Origin of the sequence: Streptomyces sp. NPDC091387, assembly GCF_044756945.1 — a bacterium.
In the GTDB taxonomy this organism is placed as follows: Bacteria; Actinomycetota; Actinomycetes; order Streptomycetales; family Streptomycetaceae; genus Streptomyces.
Genome location: NZ_JBIVTZ010000003.1, coordinates 509,309 through 533,605, shown reverse-complemented (window position 1 = coordinate 533,605; position 24,297 = coordinate 509,309). Strand labels below are relative to the sequence as shown.

Sequence of the window (24,297 nt, the reverse complement as noted above, 5' to 3'; positions counted from 1 at the left end):
GCGGAATTATGTGGTTGGGGGGTATCGGGGTGTGCTGTCCGGCACTCGGGACAGGCCGTCGGCCGCGTGTCGTGGACCGATACGGTGGGCACACCATGAGCGCATCTCAGCCACCTCAGTCCTCACCGTCTCCTGAGTCCCCTGAGTCACGTCAGGGCATCGACGCACCGACCCTTCTCGTGAAGATCTTCGGGAAGGACCGTCCCGGCATCACCGCCGGGCTGTTCGACACCCTCGCCGCCTACTCGGTCGATGTCGTCGACATCGAGCAGGTCGTCACCCGTGGCCGCATCGTCCTGTGCGCGCTGGTCACCGCCCCGGTCGCGGGCGGAACCACCGCGGGCGACCTGCGGGCCACCGTGCACAGCTGGGCCGAGTCGCTGAAACTGCAGGCCGAGATCATCTCCGGCACGGGCGACAACCGCCCCCGTGGCGACGGCCGCTCCCATGTGACGGTGCTCGGGCACCCGCTGACCGCGGAGTCGACCGCCGCCATAGCGGCCAGGATCACCTCGACCGGCGGGAACATCGACCGGATCTTCCGGCTCGCGAAGTATCCGGTCACCGCCGTGGAGTTCGCGGTGTCCGGCACCGGGACCGAGGAGCTGCGGACCGCGCTGGCCACCGAGGCCGCCGAGATCGGCGTCGACGTGGCCGTGGTCTCGGCCGGGCTGAGCCGCCGCGCGCAGCGGCTCGTCGTGATGGACGTCGACTCGACGCTCATCCAGGACGAGGTCATCGAGCTCTTCGCGGCCCATGCCGGCTGCGAGGCCGAGGTCGCCGCCGTCACCGAACAGGCGATGCGCGGCGAACTCGACTTCGAGCAGTCGCTGCACGCCCGGGTGGCGCTGCTCGCGGGCCTCGACGTGTCCGTGGTGGAGAAGGTGCGCGCCGAGGTACGGCTGACGCCGGGCGCCCGCACCCTGATCCGTACGCTGAAGCGGCTCGGCTACCAAGTGGGCGTCGTCTCCGGCGGGTTCACCCAGGTGACGGACGATCTCAAGGAGCGGCTGGGGCTCGACTTCGCCTCTGCCAACACTCTGGAGGTCGTCGACGGAAAGCTCACCGGCCGGGTGACCGGAGACATCGTCGACCGGGCCGGCAAGGCCCGGCTGCTGCGCCGCTTCGCCGCGGAGGCCGGGGTGCCGCTGGCGCAGACCGTGGCGATCGGTGACGGGGCGAACGACCTGGACATGCTGAACACGGCCGGACTGGGCGTCGCCTTCAACGCCAAGCCGGTGGTCCGCAGGGCCGCGCACACGGCGGTGAACGTGCCGTTCCTGGACACCGTGCTCTATCTGCTGGGCATCACGCGCGAGGAGGTCGAGGCCGCCGACGGTCTCGTCGAGTAGGGAGCCGCCCGATGCCGGGGTCGAGGGCCCCGGCCGTCACCCGGAAGCACGGAGGGCCCCGGTGCGCAAGCCGAAGCGTGCGCACCGGGGCCCTCCTCATGAGCCGGTGGGACCACGAGCCGGTGAGGCCGGTCGTCGTGAGCCCGTGGGGCCGGTCGTCCCTCAGTCGTTCGGCGTCCAGTACTCGGTGAGCTTGCCGACGCCGTGCTCCACGGCCTTCCAGGTCCCGGGGAACTCGACCACGGCGAACGCCGCGGTCGGGAAGCCGCCGCGGGTCATCCGGGCCAGGGCGTCGCCCTCCGCCGCGTTCGAGAGGGCGTCGGCGAGTGCGTGCATACCCGGGTTGTGGCCGATCACCAGGAGGTCGCGGATCTCGTCGGGGGTCTCGTTGACCAGGGCGATCAGCTCGCCGAGCGAGGCCTCGTACAGCCGCTCCTCGTATACGGTCCTGGGGCGCTCCGGCATCTCGTGCACGGCCAGTTTCCATGTCTCGCGCGTCCTGGCGGCGGTGGAACAGAGGGCCAGATCGAAGACGATCCCGGAATCGGCGAGTTTGCGGCCCGCCACGGGGGCGTCCTTGCGGCCGCGTTCCGCGAGCGGCCGCTCATGGTCGGAGTCCTGCGACCATTCCGCCTTTGCATGCCTGAGAAGGACGATCCTGCGAGGTGTATCGACGCTCATACACCTCAGCTTCGCACGAAATGTGCCACCTGGCTCAGGGTGTTGGAGGGCTGATCCGCCACGGGCGACGGCCGTCAGCGGCTCAGCAGGTCCACGATTCGCGCGAGCAACTGGCCCATCGCCGGATCGTCCGTGGCCGCCTGCGCCTGCCCCGGTCCGACGATCAGCAGCAGAAGCGCGCCGAAGGCGACGGCGGGGAGCGCCACGGCCCACCACGGCAGCCTGATCTCGACACCGCCCGCATCCGGGCGGGTGGACCGGGGGTGTGTACGGGCCGACATGTCCGCCTCCGTGGGTCGTCGGGTCTGTACCCGAAAACCTACGGAACCGGGGATGTCCGGCCCATCCGGTGACCCACCCACTTCACCCTGACCCTGGCCCCCTAGGGGATGGTGGGGCTACCCCCACCATCGTCCCTCGGTGAGCCCGGACCATTACGGGGAGGCGAGGGTGGCGATGACGGCGATGACGATCGAGATCAGCACCATCGCCCCGAAGACGAGCAGGAGCTTCTTCTGACCGTTCTGGGGATTCGGGTCGAGCACAGGAGACATGGGCTCAGTCTCGCATCTCAGCATTCGTCCTCGATCGTCCGGTCCCGGCCGGCCAGGATGCCCGCCGCCATCTGCGGCACCATCAGGGCGGCCATCAGCGCGATCGGCAGCCCCCAGCCGCCGCTGTGCTGGTAGAGCACGCCGACGAGGAGCGGTCCGGGGATCGAGATCAGATAGCCGGTGGACTGGGCGAACGCGGACAGCCTGACCACTCCGGCGCCGCTGCGCGAGCGCATGCCGATCATCGTGAGGGCGAGCGGGAAGGCGCAGTTCGAGATGCCCAGGAGCAGCGCCCAGGCCCAGGCGCCGCCGGACGGGGCGAGGTAGAGGCCCGCGTAGCCGACGAGGCCGCAGGCGCCGAGGAAGACGACGATCGCGCCCTGGTTCCGCATCCGGGCGGCGACCCGGGGGATGACGAAGGCGAGCGGGACGCCCATCGCCATGGTGACGGCGAGCAGGACGCCCGCGGTACCGGCCGAGACCCCGGCGTCCCGGAAGATCTGCGGCATCCACCCCATGGTGATGTAGGCGGCGGTGGCCTGGAGGCCGAAGAAGCAGGCCAGGGCCCAGGCGGTACGGCTGCGGGTGATCCTGAGTTCCGGGGCCTGCGCCCGGCGGGCGGAGGGCTGTCCGGGGGCGCCGCTCCGGTCCCGTACGAGTGGGATCCAGGGCAGGATCGCGGCGGCGGCGAGCACGGCCCAGATACCGAGGCCGGCCTTCCAACTGCCGCCCATCGCCTCGGTCATGGGGACGGTCACGGCGGCGGCCAGCGAGGTGCCGAGGGCCAGCGCCATGGAGTAGAGGCCGGTCATGGAGCCGACCCGGTCCGGGAACCAGCGCTTGACGATCACCGGCATCAGGACGTTGCTCACGGCGATGCCCATCAGGGCGAGCGCGCTCGCGGCGAGGAAGCCGGCCGTGCCGCCGATGAGGGGCCTGATCAGCAGCCCCGCGGTGATGGCGACCATGCCCGCGCAGACGACCGCGCCGGCTCCGAAGCGGCGGGCCAGCCGCGGCGCCATGATGCCGAAGACCGCGAAGCAGAGCGGCGGTACGGAGGTGAGGACCCCCGCGACGCTGCCGCTCATGTGCAGCCCGTCGCGCACCTCTTCGAGGAGGGCGCCGAGGCTGGTGATGGCCGGGCGGAGGTTGAGTGCGGTGAGGACGAGCCCGACGACGACCAGGCGGAGCAGCCACGGCGCGGGGCCGGCCGACGGGGCGGGGACATCGGTACGGGGGGTCGCCGGGGTGGCGGGACTCAGCGTCCCGGTCGGGGTCTGGGGAGGGGTTTCGTCGTCACGCATGGGGCCATCATAGAATCATGGGATGATTACTTGTCCATTCCGCTGATCCCCTGAGAACCTTCGGACACCCCGAGAACGGCGGGACGGTCCCCGCACCCGGACACCCGAGCAAGGAGCACCATGGCGCTGACGTCCCCGCGGCGTTCGGCACTCGCCGACCAGGTGATTGCCCAGCTGAGGAACCAGATCACTACGGGCGAGTGGCCCGTGGGCTCGCGCATCCCCACCGAACCCGAGCTGGTCGAGCAGCTGGGGGTGGCCCGCAACACCGTCCGCGAGGCGGTGCGCGCGCTCGCGCACAACGGTCTGCTCGACATCCGGCAGGGCTCGGGCACCTATGTGGCCGCCACGAGCGAGCTGGCCGGGGTGATGCACCGCAGGTTCGCGACCGCCGACCCGCGCCATGTCGCCGAGCTGCGCTCGACGCTGGAGTCGTCGGCGGCGCGCCTGGCCGCCGCCCGTCGTACCGACCGGGACCTGAAGCAGCTGGACGCGCTGATGCGGCGCCGGGAGGAGACCTGGGCCGCGGGGGACGCGGAGGCCTTCGTCGCGGCGGACGCGACGCTGCACCTCGCCGTGGTGGCCGCCTCCCACAACGACGTACTGACCGGGCTCTACGCCGACCTGGGCGATCTCCTGCGGGACTACCTCCGGGTCGACGTCGGTCATGAGCTGCGGCCGGAGGACCACATGGACCACGCGCGGCTGGTCGAGGCGATCCGCGCCGGTGACGCGGAGACGGCGGCGTCCGAGGCCGCGAGCCACGCGCTCGACTGCCTGGTGGACCGGGTGTAGGGCCGCTCGTCCGGAACATGGCGGGCTCGCGCGGCTTCAGGAGGCCGCGCCGGTCTCGTTCCCGTGGGTGACCCACACGGCGCCGACCTCTTTCCAGCAGCGGTCGTCCAGCCGTACGGTCCGCCCCGGTCCGACGTCGACCGGCCTGGAGTCCGCGTCGATGTCCCACCAGCGGGCGCACTCGGTGTGCAGCTGGACGCGGTCCGCGGACGGGTACGGGTTGTGGCAGTAGGCGACGACCCTGGAGCCCTGGACCGACGTACGGCACTCGGAGCCGGAGGGTTCGGGGTCCGGTGCGGGCGGCGCGGCCGCGCCGGCGGCCCCGACATGGCCCGCGGCGTACAGGGCCCCGGGAACGAGCAGTCCGGCGACGACCGCGGAGGCCACCAGCAGGGACCGGGTTCGGTGACGTGTGCCGCGCACAGCGATCTCCTCCCCTCAGCCTGACCAGAGTCCGGTTCCTCCACATTCTGCGGTGGATCGGCCAGGTTTTCGACCTGAGCGCCGGGAGGCCGGGCGCGACAAGGAGAACGGCCGCGCACCACCTCCGCAGAAGTGGTGCGCGGCCGTTTCCGAACGCGGTGGTACGAGGGTCAGGCACCCATCATGTGCACGCCACTGTCGACGTGGATGATCTCGCCCGTCGTCCTCGGGAAGAAGTCCGAGAGCAGCGCGACGATGCCGCGGCCGGCCGGCTCCGCGTCCGACATGTCCCAGGCCAGCGGCGCGCGGGTGTTCCACACCTCGGCGAGGTCGCTGAAGCCCGGGATGGACTTGGCGGCCATGGAGCCGAGCGGCCCGGCCGAGATCAGGTTGCAGCGGATGCCGTCCTTGCCCAGGTCGCGGGCGAGGTAGCGGGAGGTCGCCTCCAGCGCGGCCTTCGCCGGGCCCATCCAGTCGTACTGCGGCCAGGCGAACTGCGCGTCGAAGGTGAGGCCGACGATCGAACCGCCCTCGCTCATCAGCGGCTTGCACGCCATGGCGAGCGACTTCAGCGAGAACGCCGAGACGTGCATCGCCGTGGCGACCGACTCGAACGGGGTGTTGAGGAAGTTGCCGCCGAGCGCGTCCTGCGGCGCGAAGCCGATGGAGTGGACGACGCCGTCGAGCGTGCCGAGCTCGTCGCGCACGAGACCAGCGAGCCGGTCCAGGTGCTCGGCGTTGGTCACGTCCAGCTCGATGACCTTGGCCGGCTTGGGCAGCTTCCGGGCGATGCGCTCGGTCAGCGTGGGCCGCGGGAAGGCGGTCAGAATGATTTCGGCGCCCTGCTCCTGGGCCACCTTGGCGGCGTGGAACGCGATGGACGACTCCATCAGCACCCCGGTGATGAGGATGCGCTTGCCGTCGAGAATTCCGCTCATGGTGATCAGTGACCCATGCCCAATCCGCCGTCAACAGGGATGACGGCTCCAGTGATGTACGACGCGTCGTCGGAGGCGAGGAAGCGCACCGCGGCGGCGATCTCCGCGGGCTGCGCGTAGCGCGCGAGCGGCACCTGGGCGACGATGCCCTTGCGCTGCTCCTCGGTGAGCGTCTGCGTCATGTCGGTGTCGACGAAGCCGGGCGCGACGACGTTGAAGGTGATGTTCCGCGAGCCCAGCTCGCGGGCCAGCGATCGGGCGAAGCCGACCAGACCGGCCTTGGAGGCGGCGTAGTTCGCCTGTCCCGCGGAGCCGAGGAGGCCGACGACGGAGGAGATCAGGACGACGCGGCCCTTCTTGGCGCGCAGCATGCCGCGGTTGGCACGCTTGACGACCCGGAAGGTGCCGGTGAGGTTCGTGTCGAGTACGGACGTGAAGTCCTCCTCGGACATCCGCATCAGCAACTGGTCCTTGGTGATACCGGCGTTGGCGACCAGCACCTCCACGTTGCCGTGCTTCTCCTCGATCTCCTTGTAGGCCTGCTCCACCTGCTCGGCGTCGGTGATGTCGCAGCGGACCGCGAGAACACCGGCCTCGGTAAGCGCCTGGGGCGGCTCGCCGGAACGGAAGGTGATCGCGACCTTGTCGCCGTTGTCGACGAAAGCGCGGGCGATGGCGAGGCCGATGCCCCGGTTTCCTCCGGTGACGAGAACCGAGCGGCTCAACGGATCACCCTTTCCATAGCTGTCTGGTACCTCGAAAACCTATCGGTACCGTCCGCTTCCCGAGGAATCGGCCTCTGACAGCACCGCTCGCCGGGCACTGTCGGGTTCCTACAGTGCCGCCCGGGCCGGACGGGCCCTCGCCCCGCCCCGCCCGCAATTCGACTGTGCCGCCGCTTCCGTCATGCTTCACTGCCTCGTGAAAGATCCGAGGGTATGTGACGCAGAGGAGAGGCCGCTCGTGCCCCATGAGGTAGATCAGTCGTTCCTGGCGCTTCCGCTGCGGCCGCTGGCCGACGCGGCGCTCGCCCGCGCGCGGGCGCTCGGGGCCGTGCACGCCGACTTCCGCTTCGAGCGGGTGCGCAGTGCCACCTGGCGGCTGCGGGACGCCCGGCCGGCCGGGGCGTCGGACAGCACCGACCTCGGGTACGCGGTACGGGTGGTGCACGGCGGGGCGTGGGGGTTCGCCTCCGGGGTGGATCTGACGATGGACGCGGCGGCGAAGGTGGCCTCGCGGGCCGTCGCCATGGCGAAGCTGTCGGCGAAGGTGATCGCGGCCGCGGGTTCCGACGAGCGCGTGGAGCTCGCCGACGAGCCGGTGCACGGGGAGCGGAGCTGGGTGTCGGCGTACGACGTCGACCCCTTCGACGTGCCGGCCGAGGAGAAGGCGGGGCTGCTCGCCGAGTGGAGCGCCCGGCTCCTGCGGGCGGAGGGCGTCGCGCATGTGGACGCCTCGCTGATGACCGTCCACGAGAACAAGTTCTACGCGGACACGGCGGGCACGGTCACCACCCAGCAGCGGGTGCGGCTGCATCCGCAGTTCACCGCGGTGGCGGTGGACGCGGCGAGCGGCGAGTTCGACTCGATGCGCACGATCGCGCCGCCGGTCGGGCGCGGCTGGGAGTACCTGACCGGGACCGGCTGGGACTGGGACGCGGAGCTGGAGAGCATCCCCGCGCTGCTGGCCGAGAAGATGCGCGCCCCGGGTGTCGAGGCGGGGACGTACGACCTGGTGGTCGACCCGTCCAACCTGTGGCTGACCATCCACGAGTCGATCGGCCACGCCACCGAGCTGGACCGGGCGCTGGGGTACGAGGCGGCGTACGCCGGGACCTCGTTCGCGACCTTCGACAAGCTGGGGAAGCTGGCGTACGGCTCCCCGGTGATGAACGTGACGGGCGACCGCACGGCCGAGCACGGGCTCGCGACCATCGGTTACGACGACGAGGGCGTCGAGGCCCAGTCGTGGGACCTGGTGAAGGACGGCACACTGGTCGGCTACCAGCTGGACCGCCGGATCGCGAAGCTGACGGACCTGGGCCGGTCCAACGGGTGCGCGTACGCGGACTCGCCGGGCCACGTCCCGGTGCAGCGCATGGCGAACGTGTCGCTGGCGCCGGATCCCGGCGGCCTCTCCACCGACGATCTGATCGGCGGGGTGGAGCGCGGGATCTACGTGGTCGGTGACCGGTCCTGGTCGATCGACATGCAGCGGTACAACTTCCAGTTCACCGGTCAGCGGTTCTTCCGGATCGAGAACGGCAGGCTCGCCGGGCAGTTGCGCGATGTCGCCTACCAGGCGACGACGACGGACTTCTGGGGCTCGATGGAGAAGGTCGGCGGCCCGCAGACCTACGTCCTGGGCGGCGCCTTCAACTGCGGCAAGGCCCAGCCGGGCCAGGTGGCCGCCGTCTCCCACGGCTGCCCCTCCGCCCTCTTCCGGGGCGTGAACATCCTCAACACGACGCAGGAGGCCGGACGATGAGCGGCGCGCACGGAACCGGCCGGGGGTCCGGGGGTCGCCCCCCGGGGCAGCACAGTCCCAACACGACGCAGGAGGCCGGACGATGAGCCGCGCCAGCAAGCCGTACGAGATCGTCGAGCGCGCGCTCGAACTGTCCACCGCCGACGGCTGTGTGGTCATCGCCGACGAGGAGTCGTCGGCCAATCTGCGCTGGGCGGGCAACGCGCTCACCACGAACGGGGTGACCCGGGGCCGCACGCTCACCGTCATCGCCACGGTCGACGGGGCCGAGGGCACCGCGTCCGGCGTGGTGTCCAGGTCCGCCGTCACCGCCGCGGACCTGGAGCCGCTGGTGCGGGCCGCGGAGGCCGCCGCACGCGGGGCCGGTCCGGCGGAGGACGCGCAGCCGCTGGTCACCGGGGTGCCCGCCTCGCCCGACTTCACGGACGCGCCCGCGGAGACGGACTCCGACGTGTTCGCGGCGTTCGCGCCCGCGCTCGGCGACGCCTTCGCGCGGGCCCGGTCCGGCGGCCGTGAGCTGTACGGCTTCGCCAACCACGAGATGACCTCGACCTACCTCGGTACGTCGACGGGGCTGCGGCTGCGCCACGACCAGCCGAACGGAACGCTGGAGCTGAACGCCAAGTCGCCCGACCGGTCGCGCTCGGCCTGGGCGGGGCGCGCGACCCGCGACTTCAAGGATGTCGACCCGGCCGAGCTGGACGCCGAGCTGGCCCGGCGGCTGAGCTGGGCGGAGCGCCGTATCGAGCTGCCGGCCGGACGGTACGAGACGCTGCTGCCGCCGACGTCCGTCGCCGACCTGCTGATCTACCAGCTGTGGTCCTCGACCGCCCGGGACGCCACGGAGGGCCGGACGGTGTTCTCCAGGCCCGGTGGCGGCACCCGGCTCGGCGAGACGCTGTCCGCGCTGCCGCTGACGCTGTGCAGCGATCCGCACGCGCCGGGTCTGGAGTCGGCGCCGTTCGTCGTCGCCCACTCCTCCGGGGACGACGCCTCGGTCTTCGACAACGGGCTGCCGCTGGCCCGTACCGACTGGATCAGGGACGGCCGGCTCGAACACCTGACGACCACCCGGCACACGGCGGGCCTGACCGGGCTGCCGCTCGCCCCGGCGGCCGACAACCTGGTGCTGGAGGGCGGCGGTGAGCGGTCCCTGGAGGAGATGGTGGCCGCGACGACCGGCCGCGGGCTCCTGCTGACCTCCATGTGGTACATCCGCGAGGTCGATCCGGCGACGCTGCTGCTGACCGGGCTGACCCGCGACGGGGTGTACCTCGTGGAGGACGGCGAGGTCGTCGGCGAGGTGAACAACTTCCGCTTCAACGAGTCCCCGGTGGACCTGCTGTCGCGGGCCACGGAGGCGGGACGCACCGAGAGGACGCTGCCGCGCGAGTGGGGCGACTGGTTCACCCGGGCCGCGATGCCCGCGCTGCGCATCCCCGACTTCAACATGAGCTCGGTGAGCCCGGGGGTGTGACCGGCCTAGACTGGCCGTTGCAATTCAGTACACGTATCTGAGGAGACACGGAACCGTGACGGACATCGTCGACGAGCTGAAGTGGCGCGGGCTGTTCGCCCAGTCCACTGACGAGGACGCACTGCGCAAGGCTCTCGCGGACGGTCCCGTCACGTTCTATTGCGGCTACGACCCCACCGCGGCGAGTCTGCACGTCGGCCATCTGGTGCAGGTGCTCACCATGCGCCGGCTCCAGCAGGCCGGTCTGCGGCCGCTCGCCCTGGTGGGCGGGGCCACCGGTCAGATCGGTGACCCGCGCCCGACCGCCGAGCGCACGCTGAACGATCCAGAGACGATCGCCGCCTGGGTGGCGCGGCTGCGGTCCCAGATCGAGCCGTTCCTGTCCTTCGAGGGCGAGAACGCCGCGGTCATGGTGAACAACCTGGACTGGACCGCGGGCATGTCCGCGATCGAGTTCCTGCGGGACATCGGCAAGCACTTCCGGGTCAACAAGATGCTCACCAAGGAGTCCATCGCCCGGCGGCTGGAGTCCGACGAAGGCATCAGCTACACCGAGTTCAGCTACCAGCTGCTCCAGAGCATGGACTTCCTGGAGCTGTACCGGCGTCACGGCTGCACCCTCCAGCAGGGCGGCAGCGACCAGTGGGGCAATCTCACCGCGGGCCTGGACCTGATCCACCGCCTGGAGCCGGGCGCCGAGGTGCACGCGCTGGCGACCCCGCTGATGACGAAGGCGGACGGGACCAAGTTCGGCAAGTCCGAGAGCGGCGCGGTCTGGCTGGACCCGGAGATGACGACGCCGTACGCGTTCTACCAGTTCTGGCTGAACGTCGACGACCGGGACATCTCCCGCTACATGCGCATCCTCAGCTTCCTGAGCCCCGCCGAGCTGGAGGAGCTGGAGAAGGTCACCGAGGAGCGGCCGCAGGCGCGCTCCGCGCAGCGCGCGCTGGCCGAGGAGCTGACGACGCTGGTGCACGGCGCGGACCAGTGCGCCGCGGTCATCGCCGCGTCGAAGGCCCTGTTCGGCCAGGGTGAGCTGGGCGAGCTGGACGAGGCGACGCTGGGCGCGGCGCTCTCCGAGGTGCCGCACGCCCGGGTCACCGAGCTGGGTCCGCTGGTGGACCTGCTGGTGGAGGTCGGCCTGGCGCCGAGCAAGTCGGGCGCGCGCCGCACCGTCAAGGAGGGCGGCGCGTACGTGAACAACGTCAAGGTCGCCGACGGCGAGGTGGCTCCGGCCCGCGAGGAGCTGCTGCACGGGCGCTGGCTGGTGCTGCGCCGGGGCAAGAAGAACCTCGCGGCCATCGAGGTCACGGCCGGCTGAGCCGGCACCGGACAGCACCGCGGCCGGGCACGCGTCACGCGTGTCCGGCCGCTGCCGTTGGGTGCCCGGCGGTCCTCAGGTCTTCTGTCGCTTGGTACCGCGGATCGATGCCCAGAGCATGTCGCCGACGCCGACCACCACCACGGCACCGATCAGCTGGAGCACATGGCGCGTCCAGTCGATGCCCTTGGTGTCGTTGACACCGAGCCAGGTGGCGACAGCATTGCCGAGGATGCTGCCGATCATGCCGAAGATGACCGTCAGCCAGAGCGGGATCTGCTGCTTCCCCGGCAGGATCGCCTTGGCGATCAGGCCGAGTACCAGGCCCACGATGATTGCCCACAACCAGCTCATGCCGCCTCCTCGTGCGACGCGGTGTCGCGATGTCCGATCAGTCTCGGCGCTGGGCGTGCGCCCCGCATGTCGGAGGGGTCCGAACGTGCGGCGGGAGCGGGTTCCCGGCGCGCCCCGCTCTCGAACGCGCCGGATGCCGGGCGTACCGTGGGAGCGGTCCGGTCCGAGGAGTGTCCGGCGCGGGAACGGGGCGTCCCCCGGTTCCTTCGCGGGCTCGGGGAAGATTGGTGGAGACGGGATGCGGAAGCAGAGCGGTGCGGAGGTCTTCCGGATCACGGGGGCCCGGCAGGGTCTCGCGGAGGATGTGCGCGGCAGACAGCGGCGCTATGTGATCTCGATGTCCGTGCGCACGCTTTCCGTGGTCGCCGCGGCGGCCCTGTGGAACGTGGAGCGCTATGTGGCGATCGTGGGGCTGGCGCTGGGCGTCCTGCTCCCTTACGTCGCCGTCGTCATCGCCAACGCGGGCCGGGAGAACACCCCTTCGCTGCCCTCCACCTTCGTCCCGGCCCCGACGCGCCCGGCGCTCGGCGCCGCACCGGTGGCGGGCCCGGCCGAACCGGGCCCGGAGACCGGCCAGACCTTCCGCGCCTCGGATCCGCAGGGGCACGGCTGAGCCCGTACGCCCGGGTTTCGACCGGATTCACGGGGGATCCAAGCTCAAGAAAAGCTCAGATCAATCATGAAGTTCCAGTGCACCGCACCCCAGTCTGCGTGACATACTTCGATAGCGCTCCGCATCCCCCGTCGGAGCGACGGACCGACGCCGGGCAGCTCCCCCCGTGGCTGCTCGGCGTCGCCCTTTCTCCGGCAGGGGATGCGCCAGGTCAGCCGCCCAGCGGCCGGCCCACCGCTTCACGACAGGCTCTAGGGTTGAGTCCGTGAACTCCCCTGAATCCGCGGCCGAGAACGCTGCCGAAGCCCCCGTCTGCTCCGCCAAGGGCTGCCGTGCCGACGCCGTGTGGGTGCTTGCCTGGAACAACCCGAAGCTGCACACCCCGGACCGCCGCAAGACCTGGCTGGCCTGTGACGAGCACCGGGAGCATCTCTCCTCGTTCCTGGATGTGCGGGGCTTCCTCAAGGATGTGGTGACGCTGGCGGAGTGGGAGTCTCCGGACTCGCCCCGCTAGGACGCGCTACCCGCCGATCGCCGACATCGGGCGGTCGGGCTGGAGGAAGGAGGGGTCGTCCAGGCCGGACCCGGCCTTCTTGCCCCACATCGCGAGCCTCCAGATCCGGGCGATCTCCTGGTCGGAGGCGTCCGACCGCAGTGCGCCGCGCAGATCGGTCTCCTCGCGGGCGAACAGGCAGGTGCGCACCTGTCCGTCGGCGGTGAGCCGGGTGCGGTCGCAGGCCCGGCAGAACGGCCGGGTGACGGAGGCGATGACGCCGACCCGGTGGGGTCCGCCGTCGACCTGCCAGCGTTCGGCGGGGGCGGAACCGCGCTCGTCCCGGCCCTCCGGGGTGAGGTCGAACCGGGTGCGCAGCGAGTCGAGGATGTCACCCGCCGTGATCATGCCGTCGCGCTTCCAGCCGTGCTGTGCGTCGAGCGGCATCTGCTCGATGAAGCGGAGCTCGTAGGCGTTGTCCACGGCCCAGGCGAGGAGGTCGGGGGCCTCGTCGTCGTTGAGACCCGGCATCAGGACGGTGTTGACCTTGACGGGGGTGAGCCCGGCGTCCCGGGCGGCTTCGAGGCCGGCCAGGACGTCGTGGTGCCGGTCGCGGCGGGTGAGGGTCTTGAACACGTCGGGGCGCAGGGTGTCCAGCGAGACGTTGACCCGGTCCAGACCCGCGGCCCTGAGCGCGGCGGCGGTCCGCTTCAGCCCGATGCCGTTGGTCGTGAGCGACATCTTCGGGCGGGGCTCCAGGGCCGCGCACTGTTCGACGATGGAGACGAGCCCGGGGCGCAGCAGCGGCTCTCCGCCGGTGAAGCGGACCTCGGTGATGCCGAGCTGTGTGACGGCGATGCGGACGAGCCGGACGATCTCGTCGTCGCTGAGCAGGTCCGGCTTGGCCAGCCACTGCAGGCCTTCCTCCGGCATGCAGTACGTACAGCGCAGATTGCAGCGGTCGGTGAGCGATACGCGCAGGTCGGTGGCGACCCGGTCGTAGGTGTCAATGAGCACGGTGGCCCCCTCCTCCGGCTGACTTCCCGGTTGCGGTCGCTGACTCTTTCGAGACTACGCGAGACGTGTGACATCGCAGGGGCGCGTTTGGCACGAGGGACGGCGCGGCCGCGTCGTAGGACTCTACGACGCGGCCGCGGGAAAGGCGTGGTGCGGGAGACGGACTCCTGGGTGAACTCCTGCTCTCAGTGGGCTCCGATGCCGGTGAGGGACTTGACCTCCAGCTCGGCGTACTTGCCCTTGTCCGGCTCCTCCTTCGACAGGAGGGAGCCGATCCAGCCGAGCAGGAAGCCCAGCGGGATGGAGATCAGACCGGGGTTCTCCAGCGGGAACCAGGCGAAGTCGACGCCCTTGAACATCGAGGTCTTCTCGTTGCCGGAGACGACCGGCGAGAACAGCACCAGGATCACCGAGCCGGCCAGGCCGCCGTAGATCGACCACAGCGCGCCCTGGGTGGTGAACCGCTTCCAGAAGAGGCTGTAGAGGAGGGTCGGCAGGTTGGCGGAGGCGGCGACGGCGAAGGCGAGCGCCACCAGCCCGGCGACGTTCATGTCGCGGGCGAAGGCGCCCAGCAGGATCGCGGCCGCGCCGATGAAGACGGTGGCCCAGCGGGCGGCGCGCATCTCCTCCTTCTCGCTGGCCTTCCCCTTGCGGATGACGTTGGCGTAGATGTCGTGGGCGAAGGAGGACGAGGAGGCGAGGGTGAGGCCCGCGACGACGGCGAGGATGGTGGCGAAGGCGACGGCGGAGATGACGGCGAGCATGACGGCGCCGCCGGTGGTGCCGACCCCGCCGAGGTACTCGGCGAGCTGCGGGGCCGCCGCGTTGCCCGCCGGGTTCTTCGCGATGATCTCCTTCGGGCCGATGAGGGCCGCGGCGCCGAATCCGAGCGCGATCGTCATCAGGTAGAAGCCGCCGATGATGCCGATGGCCCAGTTGACGGACTTACGGGCGGCCTTGGCGGTCGGCACCGTGTAGAAGCGGATCAGGATGTGCGGCAGGCCCGCGGTGCCGAGCACCAGGGCGATGCCGAGGGAGAGGAAGTCCAGCTTCGAGGTGCCGGTGGCCCCGTACTTGAGTCCGGGCTCCAGGAACGACGCGCCGTGGCCGCTCTTCTCCGCGGCGGTGCCCAGCAGGTCGGAGACGTTGAAGTCGAACTTCCACAGCACCATGAAGGTCATCAGGATGGCGCCCGCGATGAGCAGCACGGCCTTGACCATCTGGACCCAGGTGGTGCCCTTCATGCCGCCGATGGTGACGTACACGATCATCAGTACGCCGACCAGCGCAACGATGAGGATCTTTCCCGCGTCGCTGGTGATGCCGAGGAGCAGGGAGACCAGTACACCCGCGCCGGCCATCTGTGCCAGCAGGTAGAAGATCGACACGACGATCGTGGAGACGCCCGCCGCGGTGCGCACCGGGCGCTGCCGCATCCGGTAGGCGAGGACGTCGCCCATGGTGTAACGGCCCGAGTTGCGGAGCGGTTCGGCCACCAGCAGCAGGGCCACCAGCCAGGCGACGAGGAAGCCGATCGAGTAGAGGAAGCCGTCGTATCCGAAGAGGGCGATGGCTCCGGCGATGCCGAGGAACGAGGCGGCGGACATGTAGTCGCCGGAGACCGCGAGTCCGTTCTGGAAGGCGGTGAACTGGCGTCCGCCCGCGTAGAAGTCGGAGGCGCTCTTGGTCTGGCGGCCGGCCCAGACGGTGATTCCGAGGGTCGCCGCGACGAAGACGGCGAAGAGCGTGATGATCAGCGGCCGGTGCTCGGTGGTGGAGGAGGCGGCGAGCACGGCGGTGTGGGAGTGGTACGCGGCGCTCATGCGTCGGCCTCCATACGGGACTTGATGGCCTCGCCCTTCGGGTCGAGCTTCGCCGCGGCGTGCCGCGAGTAGAACCAGGCGATGAGGAAGGTGGTGAGGAACTGGGCGAGGCCGAAGACGAAGGCCACGTTGAAGTTGCTGTACACCTTGGTGCCCATGAAGCCGCCGGCGTAGTTGGACAGCAGCACGTACAGCAGGTACCAGAGGATGAAGGCGGCGGTCAGCGGGAAGGCGAACGAGCGGTACGAGCGGCGCAGTTCGCCGAATTCCGCGCTCTCCTGCTCCGCGATGAAGGCCTCGGTCGTGGGCTGGGCCGGCCCTTTCTCCGTACTGCCCTCGGGCGGCGGTGCATCGGTAGCCACGGAATCTCCTCGCGACGCGGGTGCGGTAGTGGTGGGGACGGTGGTTTTCATTGCGGACCTCGGTATCGGGGGGTGGTGGTGCGCCTCCCCTGACAACGGCACGCGGCGCGCGGCGAAGCGGTTCACCACTCTTGCGCCCTTCTCCGGGTCACCCCTTCGGACGCCTCGGCGCAGACGGGTTCTCGTGAACTCATTGATGAGCCGGGATGATCAGCGATAGCTTCACTCGTCATGTACGCGACTGGACACGCCCGTGTCCAGTCCACTGACACGGATGAAGTGGAGACCCCATGGCTCATCTGGGATCCAGACGGACGCGCGCACTGGCGCTGCCCGTCGGATTGGCCCTCACCGTCTCGCTCGGCTTCCTGCCGACGGGCGCCGCGACCGCCTCGCCGGTCGACGGCGGTCCCGCGGCAGCGGTGTCGACGGACGGACCGAAGCTGTCGTACGTCGTGAATACGCAAGGCGGTCCCGGCACCGTCAAGCAGGTGCGCAAGGCGGTGGAGCGGGCCGGCGGCACGGTCGTGATCGCCTACGACCGGATAGGTGTCCTCGTCGTCCATTCGCAGAACCCGGACTTCGCGCGGTCCATACGCGGGGCCAGGGGCGTGGATTCGGCGGGCGCCACCCGTACCAACCCGATCGTCCCGCAGGCCACCAAGGACATCGGGGTCGAGCAGCCGCTCACGGCCCAGGAGGAGCGGAGCGCCGCGGCGCGGGCGACGGCGGACCAGGACCCGATGGAGCCGCTCCAGTGGGACCTGCCCGCCATCAAGGCGGACAAGGCGCACCAGAAGTCGCTGGGCAGCCGGAAGGTCACGGTCGCGGTCATCGACACGGGTGTCGACGACACCCACCCGGACCTCGCACCGAACTTCGACCGGAACGCCTCGGCGAACTGTGTGACCGGCGCACCGGACACCACGGCCGGCTCCTGGCGTCCGAACGCCGGTGAGAGCCCGCACGGCACTCATGTCGCGGGCACGATAGCCGCCGCGAAGAACGGCGTCGGGGTGACGGGCGTCGCCCCGGGTGTGAAGGTCGCCGGTATCAAGGTGGCGAACCCGGACGGCTACTTCTACACCGAGTCCGTCGTCTGCGGCTTCATGTGGGCGGCCGACCACGGTGTCGATGTCACCAACAACAGCTATTACACCGACCCGTGGCTGTTCAACTGCAAGGACGACCCGGACCAGGGCGCACTGGTCGAGTCGGTCGCCCGTGCCACCCGGTACGCAGAGCGCAAGGGCACGGTCAATGTCGCCGCGTCGGGCAACTCGGCCGAGGACCTGGCCGCCGACACGATCGAGGACTCGACCAGCCCGAACGACGGTGACACGGTCACCCGGACGATCGACCCGAAGAAGTGCTTCGACATCCCGACCATGCTGCCGGGTGTCGTGACGGTCTCGGCGACGGGTGCGAAGGGGCTGAAGGCCTCGTACTCGAACTACGGGAACGGCGTCATCGACGTCGCCGCCCCGGGCGGCGACTCGACGTCCTACCAGAGCCCCGAGCCGCCGGCGACGAGCGGGCTGATCCTGTCCACGCTGCCGGGCGGCGCGTACGGCTACATGGCCGGTACGTCGATGGCCTCCCCGCACGTGGCGGGTGTGCTGGCCCTGATCAAGTCGAAGCACCCGCACGCGTCGGCGCTCGCGGTGAAGGCGCTGCTGCTGGCGGAGGCCGACGCCACCGCGTGCGGCGCGCCGTACGACATCGACGGTGACGGCACCGTCGACGCGGTCTGCGAAGGCGGCAAGCACCGCAACGGCTTCTACGGAGCCGGTGTGGTGAACGCCCTGAACGCGGTCCGCTGGTAGCGGGTTTGGTGCGGGGGGCGGGGGTGCCCCCCCCCCCCCCCCCCCCCCCCCCCGGGGGGGGGGGGGGGGGGGGCGCCCCCCCCCCCGCCCGCCCCCCCGGGGGGGGGGGCGCCGCGGGCCGGGGGGGCCGCCGGCCCCTCCCCCCCACCGGGTTTTCAGGGCGGGGGGGGGGGCCCCCCCCCGCGGGGGGGGGGGGGGGGGGGGGTTGGGGGGGGGGGGGGGGCCCCCCCCCGCCCCCCCCACCACCCGGGCCGGGCGGCCGGGAGTGCCCGGCCGCCCGGCTCACGGCTTGATGAGGACCTTCAGCGCGGTCCGCTCGTCCATCGCCCGGTAGCCGGCCGGGACCTCGTCGAGGCCGATGGCCAGGTCGAAGACGGGCGACGGGTCGATGGTGCCGGACAGGACGTCGGGGAGCAGCTCCGGTATGTAGCCGCGTACGGGGGCGACCCCGCCGCGCAGGGCGATGTTCCGGTCGAACATGACGCCGAGGTCCAGTCCGGTGCCGCTGCCGTGCGGTACGCCGACGTAGCCGATCGAGCCGCCGTCGCGGGTGATGCCGACGGCCGTGCGCATCGACTGCTCGGTGCCGACGGCCTCGATCACCGCGTGGGCGCCCTCGCCGCCGAGCAGTTCCCGTACGGCGGCGACGGCCGCGTCGCCGCGCTCGGCGACCACGTCGGTGGCGCCGAAGGCGCGGGCGATGTCGGTGCGCGCGGTGTGGCGGCCGAGCGCGATGATCCGCTCGGCGCCGAGCCGCTTGGCGGCCATGACGCCGCACAGGCCGACGGCGCCGTCACCGACGACGGCGACCGTGGTGCCGGGCTTCACACCGGCGCCGACGGCCGCGTGGTGGCCGGTGCCGAGGACGTCGGAGAGGGCCAGCAGCGCGGTGAGCAGGCGGTCGTCGGAGGCCGCGGCGGAGGGCAGCTTGACGAGTGTGCCGTCGGCGAAGGGCACGCGTACGGCCTCGCCCTGCCCGCCGTCGGAGCCGACCGAGCCCCAGAAGCCGCCCTGCGGGCACGAGGTGGTGAGGCCCTCGGCGCAGTAGGCGCAGGTGCCGTCGGACCAGACGAAGGGGGCGACGACGAGGTCGCCGACAGCGAAGCCGTTGACCCCTGAGCCGGCCTCCTCGACGATGCCGAGGAACTCGTGGCCGATGCGCTGGCCGGGCTGCCGGGCGGACTCGCCGCGGTAGGCCCACAGGTCGCTGCCGCAGATGCAGGCCCGCAGGACCCGGAGCACCACGTCGGTGGGCTGCTGGATCGCCGGGTCCGGGACCTCCTGCACGCGGATGTCGTGGGGTGCGTGGATGACGGTGGCGCGCATGCGTGGGGGTCCTTGCTGATCTCAGATGCTGATACCGCGTCCACGGTACGCCCCGGGGCCGGCACCGGGCCGTCGCGCATCCGGGGCGAGCGCTCCGAGGGTCAGCAGGAGCTGGGCCGCCACGTAGGTGAGCATCACCCAGAAGTCGGGTGCGGGCGGTTGCGGCCGGTCGGCGATGCCGGTGGCGATCAGGGCGTCGGAGAGCAGGAAGAGCGCGCCGCCGACGGCCGCGTACCGGCCGAGGACGCCGGACCGGCAGGCCATCGCGGTGAGCAGCAGGCTGTAGCCCACCAGCGGGAGCCGCAGCCCGGCCGGCAGCCCGCCCCAGATCAGGGCGGTGAAGGCGGCCAGGGCGGCCGCGTACAGGATCGCGGGCAGCAGGGTGCCACGGGCCCGTCCGAAGAGCGTGAGGTAGCAGAGGTGCCCTGCGGCGAAGCCGCCCATCCCGAGGAGGAAGGCGAGGTCGGCGTCGGCCAGCAGGAACACGTCACCGACCCAGCCGCAGAGGAGTGCCGCGATCAGGAGCCGGGGCCCGCGCCGGGCGGCGGCGTACCCGGCCAGCAGCGGCATCAGGAGCGGCTTGGCGACGAGGTGTGCGGTACCGCTGTCGGCGAGGACCGCGACGAGGTCGGCGGCGCAGACGGCGAGGAAGGCGATGAGCAGGGGGCGTGCGAGACGCTCCCGCCGGTCGGGGAAGGGTCCGGCGTTCGTCAGCGGCCCGGCGCTCATCCGGTGCGCTCGCGTGCGGGGGCGGCGGCAGGGGTGGCGGTGACAGGGGCGGCCGTCCGGCCCGCGGGCTGCCAGCCGGGCCCGCGGAAGACCCGCCCGGCCCGTTCGCCCCAGCTGCCCGCCGCGCGTACGTCGCGGGCGATGGCGGCGTACTCGTGGGTGGCGACCCGCAGCGGGTTGAACGTGTCGATGTTCTTGGTGAGCCCGAACACGGGGCGCTGCGTCTCCGCCGTGAAGGAGCCGAACCACCGGTCCCACACGATCAGGATGCCGCCGAAGTTCCGGTCGAGGTAGCCGCCCTGGGAGGCGTGGTGCACCCGGTGGTGGGAGGGCGTGTTCAGTACGTACTCGAAGGGCCGGGGCAGCTTGTCGACGCGTTCGGTGTGCACCCAGAACTGGTAGACGAGGTTGACCGAGGAGCAGAAGGCGAGCGCCGCCGGGTGGACACCGCAGGCGATCAGCGGGAGGTAGAACGGCCAGACGGTCAGCGAGGTCCAGGGCTGGCGCAGCGCGGTGGAGAGGTTGAACTTCCGGCTGGAGTGGTGCACCACGTGGCAGGCCCAGAGGATCCGGATGACGTGGTGGCCCCGGTGGGACCAGTAGTAGAGGAAGTCCTGCCCGAGCAGCATCAGCGGGACGGTCCACCACAGGACGGGCACGCGCAGCGGCGTCAGCTCGTACACCGCCGAGTAGACGGCGACGATGGGCACCTTCCACAGCAGGTCGAAGGCCAGACTGCCCAGCCCCATGGTGATGCTGGTGGCGGCGTCCTTCGCCTCGTAACCGGCGGCCTCCTCGTCGGGGTGGAAGTGGTGGAGCGCCATTTCCAGGACGGTGAGCAGGACGAAGGCCGGTATGGACCAGAGCACTACATCGGGCAGGTTCGTCGGCATGTCAGCACCGTAGAGCCGCAGGTCGGCCCGCGACCAGACGTTGTTACCAACAAGTATGCGAGACGCGCTGTCAGCGATCTTTGGTGACTTCCGACAGCACGGCCGTCGCACGATCCCTCCACCCGGTCCGACAGGGGGAGGAACCGCGGTGGCGGGTAAGGAAGTTGCACCGGACCGGCTCGCGACGACGGTGCTCGGCACGGTGGCCAGGTCCCCCGACGCACAGCCGGGCTAAACCCCCGCCGCCCCCAGCAACTCCCCCGCCGCGTACGTCACCGCCATCGCCAGCGCTCCCCCGCCCATGTTCCGCAGCACCGCCGGGCCCACCGCCGCCTCGCCCAGCCGGGCGCTCCACCAGCCCGTCAGGGCCAGTGCGGCGAGCACCGAGAGCACGGTCACCAGCAGCCGCAGCGAGACCGGGGGCAGCACGATCGCCAGCAGGGGCAGCAGCGCGCCCACCGTGAACGCGAGGAAGCTGGCGCCCGCGGCGTGCCAGGGGTTCGTCAGGTCGTCCGGGTCGATGCCCAGCTCGACCTCCGCGTGGGCGCGCAGCGCGTCGCGTTCGGTGAGCTGGACAGCGGCCTCGCGGGCGACCTCGTGGCTCAGCCCCTTGCCCTCCAGCAGTCCGGTGAGTTCGGCGAGTTCCGCCTCCGGCATCTCCTGGAGCTCGCGCTTCTCCGTGGCGAGTGCGGCCTTCTCCGAGTCGCGCTGGGTGGAGACCGACACGTACTCGCCCGCGGCCATCGACATGGACCCGGCCAGCAGCCCGGCCAGGCCGGCGGTCAGCAGGGTGCCGCGGTCGTCGGTGGCCCCGGCGACGCCGACGACGAGACCGGCGGTGGAGACCACACCGTCGTTGGCCCCGAGCACGGCGGCGCGCAGCCAGTTCAGCCGTGCTCCCATGCCCGTGCTGTGCGGTTCGTGGTGCGCCTGGGGATCGCTCATCCGGGGATGGTCTCACCTCGTGGTGTCACCAGACGCGTACCGACCCGCCCCGGGCGAACGCGGGACTGGTCGCGCCCGCGGGGACCTCCTTCAGGGGTTCGGCGATCTCCTGGACCGTCGGGCCGACGCGGGCGGCGATCCGGTCCAGGGCGGCCAGGTCGAATCCGTAGACGCGGGCGGCGTTGCCGCCGGTCATCGCGGCGACCTCGGCGGGCGGCAGCCCGGCGTACGCGATCCGCAGGCCTTCGCGTGAGTACGGGGCGGTGCCCTCGTCGTGCGGGTAGTCGCTGCCCCACATGATCTTGTCGAGGCCGATCCGGTCGCGCAGCGGCACCTCGTGGGGGCGCATGAAGCTGGCGCCCACGTAGCAGTTCTCGCGCCATACCTCGCTGGGGCTCGCGCCCATCGAACCGGCCAGCCCCGCACCGAACTTGGACTCCGCCGTGGCCGCGCGGGAGGCCGAGGCGACCAGTCGGCCGTGGTAGTAGTCGAGCATCTCCATGATGCCCGGGATCCAGCCGGAGCCCTGTTCGGTGAGGACGAGCCTCAGCCCGGGGTGGCGGCGGAACGCCCCGCCGAAGATCAGGTGCCACAGGGCCCGGTGCGAGAACCAGGTGGTCTCCACCATGAAGACGGCGCGGGCCGCGGGTTCGTCGCCCAGCGGCGGGGACGCGGAGCCGCCGTGGTGGTTGACCGGTACGTCCAGCTCGGCGCAGACCGCCCAGAGCGGGTCGTACGCCGGGGAGTGCAGCTCCGGGACGCCGGAGCCGGGCGGGGCGCCGGGCAGCAGGATGCCGCCGGTGAGTCCGGCCTCCTTGGTGCGGCGGACCTCGCGGGCCGCCTCCTCCGGGTCGTTGAGGAGGATCTGCGCGACGCCCGCGCGCCGGCCGGGCGCGGCCGCGCAGAAGTCGGCGAGCCAGCGGTTGTGGGCGCGCAGCCCGGCCCAGCGCTGTTCGTACTCCGCCCGGGAGGGTGCGGGTGCCATCAGGGAGGCGGAGGGGAAGAAGGGCGGGATGGTGTTGGGGAAGACGACCTCGGCGACGATGCCGTCCGCCTCCTGGTCGGCGAGCCTGCGGTCCGAGTTCCAGTTCCGGTCGGCGGTGTCGGCCACCAGGTCCTCGTACGGGTTGACGTAGGTGGCCGCCCAGGCGTCGAAGTCGTCGTGGTGCTCCGACTCCAGGTACGGCCGGTAGTCGAGGAGGTCGGCGCCGGCGTGGCAGTCGGCGGAGATGACGGTGTAGCGGTCCGCCGTGGAGCCCTCAGGCCCCGTCACCGCGCCCTCGGGGCCCGTCATGACGTCCCCAGGACCGGGAAGTCGTGGTCCGTCAGCCAGTGCCTGCCGACCTCGCGCGAGCGGGCCCAGGAGGCCTCGACCGCGCTCTGGTCGGTGCTCTGGCCCAGGTCGGCGGGGGTGGGACCGATGCGCGCGGCTACGGGGGCGAGCCTGTCCGTGTCGAAGCCGAAGACCTCGGCGGCGGCCAGGCCCAGCATCCGGCGGGTCTCGGTGACGGGGATGTCGTGGAAGGTATCGCGCAGCCAGTTCGCGGTGTTCGGCCAGGTGCCCTCGGGGTGCGGGAAGTCGCTGCCCCAGAGGATGTTGTCGACGCCGATCTCGTACCGCTGGGCGAGCTCGCGGCGTTTGGTGTTGGTGGCGCAGATGAACACCTGGCGGTCGAGGTACTCGTGCGGCGGGCGCTTGAGTTCGGCGAACGGGGAGAGCTTCTTGCCGCCGTGCGCGCCGAGGTAGAGGCGGTCCATGAACCAGAGCAGGTTGGGCAGCCACCAGCAGCCGGACTCGGCGACGCCGAACCTGAGCCCGGGGTGGCGTTCGAAGGCGCCCGACCAGAGGAGGAACCAGAGCGGGCGCGACGGCCACCAGGTGACCTCGGAGACGTAGATCCCGAGGTGGTCGCCGTACTCGTGGCGGGGTGCCGCGCCCGAGTGGGTGACGATCGGCATCCCGGTCTCGGCGGCGGCCGCCCAGACGGGGTCGTACCGGCGGTCGTGGTACGGGGCCTTGTCCACCCACATGGAGGGGATCATCAGGGCGCCGAGACCGGACTCCTTCGCCCGGTGGATCTCGGCGACGACCCGGCCGGTCTCGCCGGTGACGGGCAGCAGGGCGACACCGCAGTGGCGTTCGGGGTGCTGCGAGACGAAGTCGGCGAGCCAGCGGTTGTGGGCCTGCGCGCCGGCCATGCCCAGGTCCGGGTCCTGGTCGCCGGAGAGGCCGAGGCCGACGCCGAAGGGGGCGGCGGTGCGGCTGTCGACGGCGTCCGCGTCGGGGAAGACGACCTCGGCCGCCACCCCGTCGCCGTCGAGCTCCTTGAGCCGCTGGGTGGCGTCCCAGCCGCCCCTGAGGCCCTCCTCGTTGTCCTGGAACCACTTGTCGGCGAAGGCCTCGTTGCGGACCCCGAGTCGGGTCATCTCCTCGCGGCGGCGGTCGCGGCCGGCGAGGAAGTCGTCGAACTCCCGGTGGAAGCGGCTGTCGAGGTAGGGCCGGTACTCCTCGGTGGGCAGTCCGGCGTGGCAGTCGGAGGAGATGATCAGGTACGGGTCGTCGTCGGTCATCGCTCACTCC

The 24,297-nt window shown here is 71.3% G+C and carries 25 protein-coding genes; 8 read left to right on the top strand and 17 right to left on the bottom strand.

The window, feature by feature from the left end; genetic code table 11:
- Positions 1-95 precede the first annotated feature (95 nt).
- Positions 96-1,352: a phosphoserine phosphatase SerB gene (gene serB, locus ACIQM0_RS09330; protein ID WP_385041782.1), complete on the top strand. Its 1,257-nt coding sequence runs from the start codon at positions 96-98 to the stop codon at positions 1,350-1,352.
- A 162-nt stretch (positions 1,353-1,514) separates the two neighbouring features.
- Here the strand turns inward: serB and ACIQM0_RS09325 are convergent, their stop codons facing one another.
- The 4 genes from ACIQM0_RS09325 to ACIQM0_RS09310 form a co-directional block, all read right to left on the bottom strand.
- Positions 1,515-2,033, bottom strand: a complete 519-nt coding sequence (locus ACIQM0_RS09325) for a SixA phosphatase family protein (protein ID WP_401285029.1) — start codon at positions 2,031-2,033, stop codon at positions 1,515-1,517.
- A gap of 74 nt (positions 2,034-2,107) precedes the next feature.
- The gene (locus ACIQM0_RS09320) at positions 2,108-2,314 is read right to left on the bottom strand and encodes a hypothetical protein (RefSeq protein ID WP_401285026.1); all 207 of its coding nucleotides are present in this window, start codon (positions 2,312-2,314) and stop codon (positions 2,108-2,110) included.
- A gap of 153 nt (positions 2,315-2,467) precedes the next feature.
- The gene (locus tag ACIQM0_RS09315) at positions 2,468-2,578 is read right to left on the bottom strand and encodes an SGM_5486 family transporter-associated protein (RefSeq protein ID WP_260147507.1); all 111 of its coding nucleotides are present in this window, start codon (positions 2,576-2,578) and stop codon (positions 2,468-2,470) included.
- Positions 2,579-2,604: 26 nt separating this feature from the next.
- On the bottom strand, positions 2,605-3,891 hold the full coding sequence (locus tag ACIQM0_RS09310) for a CynX/NimT family MFS transporter (RefSeq protein WP_401285023.1): 1,287 nt from the start codon (positions 3,889-3,891) through the stop codon (positions 2,605-2,607).
- A gap of 120 nt (positions 3,892-4,011) precedes the next feature.
- On the opposite strand from ACIQM0_RS09310, the gene ACIQM0_RS09305 reads away from it, so the two are divergent.
- Positions 4,012-4,686 (top strand): FadR/GntR family transcriptional regulator, encoded by a 675-nt coding sequence (locus tag ACIQM0_RS09305; protein ID WP_401285020.1) that lies wholly within the window; start codon positions 4,012-4,014, stop codon positions 4,684-4,686.
- 36 nt (positions 4,687-4,722) lie between these two features.
- Here ACIQM0_RS09305 and ACIQM0_RS09300 read toward each other — a convergent pair whose 3' ends face one another.
- The 3 genes from ACIQM0_RS09300 to fabG all read right to left on the bottom strand — a co-directional run bounded on the left by ACIQM0_RS09300 (position 4,723) and on the right by fabG (position 6,772).
- Positions 4,723-5,109 carry a hypothetical protein gene (locus ACIQM0_RS09300; RefSeq protein WP_401285017.1) on the bottom strand — a complete coding sequence of 129 codons (387 nt, stop codon included), beginning with the start codon at positions 5,107-5,109 and terminating at the stop codon, positions 4,723-4,725.
- 170 nt (positions 5,110-5,279) lie between these two features.
- The gene (gene fabI, locus ACIQM0_RS09295; RefSeq protein WP_363028298.1) at positions 5,280-6,047 is read right to left on the bottom strand and encodes an enoyl-ACP reductase FabI; all 768 of its coding nucleotides are present in this window, start codon (positions 6,045-6,047) and stop codon (positions 5,280-5,282) included.
- A 5-nt stretch (positions 6,048-6,052) separates the two neighbouring features.
- The gene (gene fabG / locus ACIQM0_RS09290; protein WP_401285014.1) at positions 6,053-6,772 is read right to left on the bottom strand and encodes a 3-oxoacyl-[acyl-carrier-protein] reductase; all 720 of its coding nucleotides are present in this window, start codon (positions 6,770-6,772) and stop codon (positions 6,053-6,055) included.
- Positions 6,773-7,010: 238 nt separating this feature from the next.
- On the opposite strand from fabG, the gene ACIQM0_RS09285 reads away from it, so the two are divergent.
- The 3 genes from ACIQM0_RS09285 (at position 7,011) to tyrS (ending at position 11,335) form a co-directional block, all read left to right on the top strand.
- Entirely contained in the window at positions 7,011-8,534 is a 1,524-nt protein-coding gene (locus tag ACIQM0_RS09285; protein WP_401285011.1) for a TldD/PmbA family protein, read from the top strand.
- Between the two features lie 82 nt (positions 8,535-8,616).
- The gene (locus ACIQM0_RS09280) at positions 8,617-10,011 is read left to right on the top strand and encodes a metallopeptidase TldD-related protein (RefSeq protein WP_401285008.1); all 1,395 of its coding nucleotides are present in this window, start codon (positions 8,617-8,619) and stop codon (positions 10,009-10,011) included.
- Between the two features lie 55 nt (positions 10,012-10,066).
- A complete protein-coding gene (gene tyrS / locus ACIQM0_RS09275; protein ID WP_385041972.1) occupies positions 10,067-11,335 on the top strand; it encodes a tyrosine--tRNA ligase in 1,269 nt (422 codons plus the stop codon).
- Positions 11,336-11,410: 75 nt separating this feature from the next.
- Here the strand turns inward: tyrS and ACIQM0_RS09270 are convergent, their stop codons facing one another.
- Positions 11,411-11,689, bottom strand: coding sequence for a GlsB/YeaQ/YmgE family stress response membrane protein (locus ACIQM0_RS09270; RefSeq protein WP_363028308.1), 279 nt, complete (start codon positions 11,687-11,689; stop codon positions 11,411-11,413).
- 238 nt (positions 11,690-11,927) lie between these two features.
- Here ACIQM0_RS09270 and ACIQM0_RS09265 point away from each other — a divergent pair, with 238 nt between their 5' ends.
- Together ACIQM0_RS09265 and ACIQM0_RS09260 are read left to right on the top strand one after the other, a co-directional pair.
- A complete protein-coding gene (locus ACIQM0_RS09265) occupies positions 11,928-12,302 on the top strand; it encodes a DUF3099 domain-containing protein (RefSeq protein ID WP_401285005.1) in 375 nt (124 codons plus the stop codon).
- A gap of 265 nt (positions 12,303-12,567) precedes the next feature.
- Positions 12,568-12,816, top strand: coding sequence for a hypothetical protein (locus tag ACIQM0_RS09260; protein WP_363028311.1), 249 nt, complete (start codon positions 12,568-12,570; stop codon positions 12,814-12,816).
- Positions 12,817-12,822: 6 nt separating this feature from the next.
- Here ACIQM0_RS09260 and moaA read toward each other — a convergent pair whose 3' ends face one another.
- The 3 genes from moaA to ACIQM0_RS09245 form a co-directional block, all read right to left on the bottom strand.
- Entirely contained in the window at positions 12,823-13,812 is a 990-nt protein-coding gene (gene moaA / locus ACIQM0_RS09255; RefSeq protein WP_363028313.1) for a GTP 3',8-cyclase MoaA, read from the bottom strand.
- A gap of 185 nt (positions 13,813-13,997) precedes the next feature.
- On the bottom strand, positions 13,998-15,635 hold the full coding sequence (locus ACIQM0_RS09250; protein ID WP_401285001.1) for a cation acetate symporter: 1,638 nt from the start codon (positions 15,633-15,635) through the stop codon (positions 13,998-14,000).
- Complete coding sequence (locus ACIQM0_RS09245; RefSeq protein ID WP_363028317.1) at positions 15,632-15,997, bottom strand: DUF485 domain-containing protein; 366 nt, start codon at positions 15,995-15,997, stop codon at positions 15,632-15,634. Before ACIQM0_RS09245 ends, ACIQM0_RS09250 begins: the two co-directional genes overlap by 4 nt.
- A gap of 290 nt (positions 15,998-16,287) precedes the next feature.
- Here ACIQM0_RS09245 and ACIQM0_RS09240 point away from each other — a divergent pair, with 290 nt between their 5' ends.
- Positions 16,288-17,823, top strand: coding sequence for a S8 family peptidase (locus tag ACIQM0_RS09240; RefSeq protein WP_401284998.1), 1,536 nt, complete (start codon positions 16,288-16,290; stop codon positions 17,821-17,823).
- Between the two features lie 282 nt (positions 17,824-18,105).
- On the opposite strand, the gene ACIQM0_RS09235 is transcribed toward ACIQM0_RS09240, so the two are convergent.
- The 6 genes from ACIQM0_RS09235 to ACIQM0_RS09210 all read right to left on the bottom strand — a co-directional run bounded on the left by ACIQM0_RS09235 (position 18,106) and on the right by ACIQM0_RS09210 (position 24,287).
- A complete protein-coding gene (locus ACIQM0_RS09235; RefSeq protein WP_401284995.1) occupies positions 18,106-19,149 on the bottom strand; it encodes a zinc-dependent alcohol dehydrogenase family protein in 1,044 nt (347 codons plus the stop codon).
- Positions 19,150-19,170: 21 nt separating this feature from the next.
- On the bottom strand, positions 19,171-19,878 hold the full coding sequence (locus tag ACIQM0_RS09230) for a lysoplasmalogenase (RefSeq protein WP_401284992.1): 708 nt from the start codon (positions 19,876-19,878) through the stop codon (positions 19,171-19,173).
- Entirely contained in the window at positions 19,875-20,771 is an 897-nt protein-coding gene (locus ACIQM0_RS09225) for a sterol desaturase family protein (protein ID WP_401284989.1), read from the bottom strand. Before ACIQM0_RS09225 ends, ACIQM0_RS09230 begins: the two co-directional genes overlap by 4 nt.
- Positions 20,772-21,002: 231 nt before the next feature.
- Positions 21,003-21,716 (bottom strand): VIT family protein, encoded by a 714-nt coding sequence (locus ACIQM0_RS09220; protein WP_401284986.1) that lies wholly within the window; start codon positions 21,714-21,716, stop codon positions 21,003-21,005.
- Between the two features lie 25 nt (positions 21,717-21,741).
- Positions 21,742-23,010: an amidohydrolase family protein gene (locus tag ACIQM0_RS09215; RefSeq protein ID WP_401284984.1), complete on the bottom strand. Its 1,269-nt coding sequence runs from the start codon at positions 23,008-23,010 to the stop codon at positions 21,742-21,744.
- Positions 23,007-24,287: an amidohydrolase family protein gene (locus ACIQM0_RS09210; RefSeq protein ID WP_401284981.1), complete on the bottom strand. Its 1,281-nt coding sequence runs from the start codon at positions 24,285-24,287 to the stop codon at positions 23,007-23,009. Before ACIQM0_RS09210 ends, ACIQM0_RS09215 begins: the two co-directional genes overlap by 4 nt.
- Between the last annotated feature and the right edge of the window lie 10 nt (positions 24,288-24,297).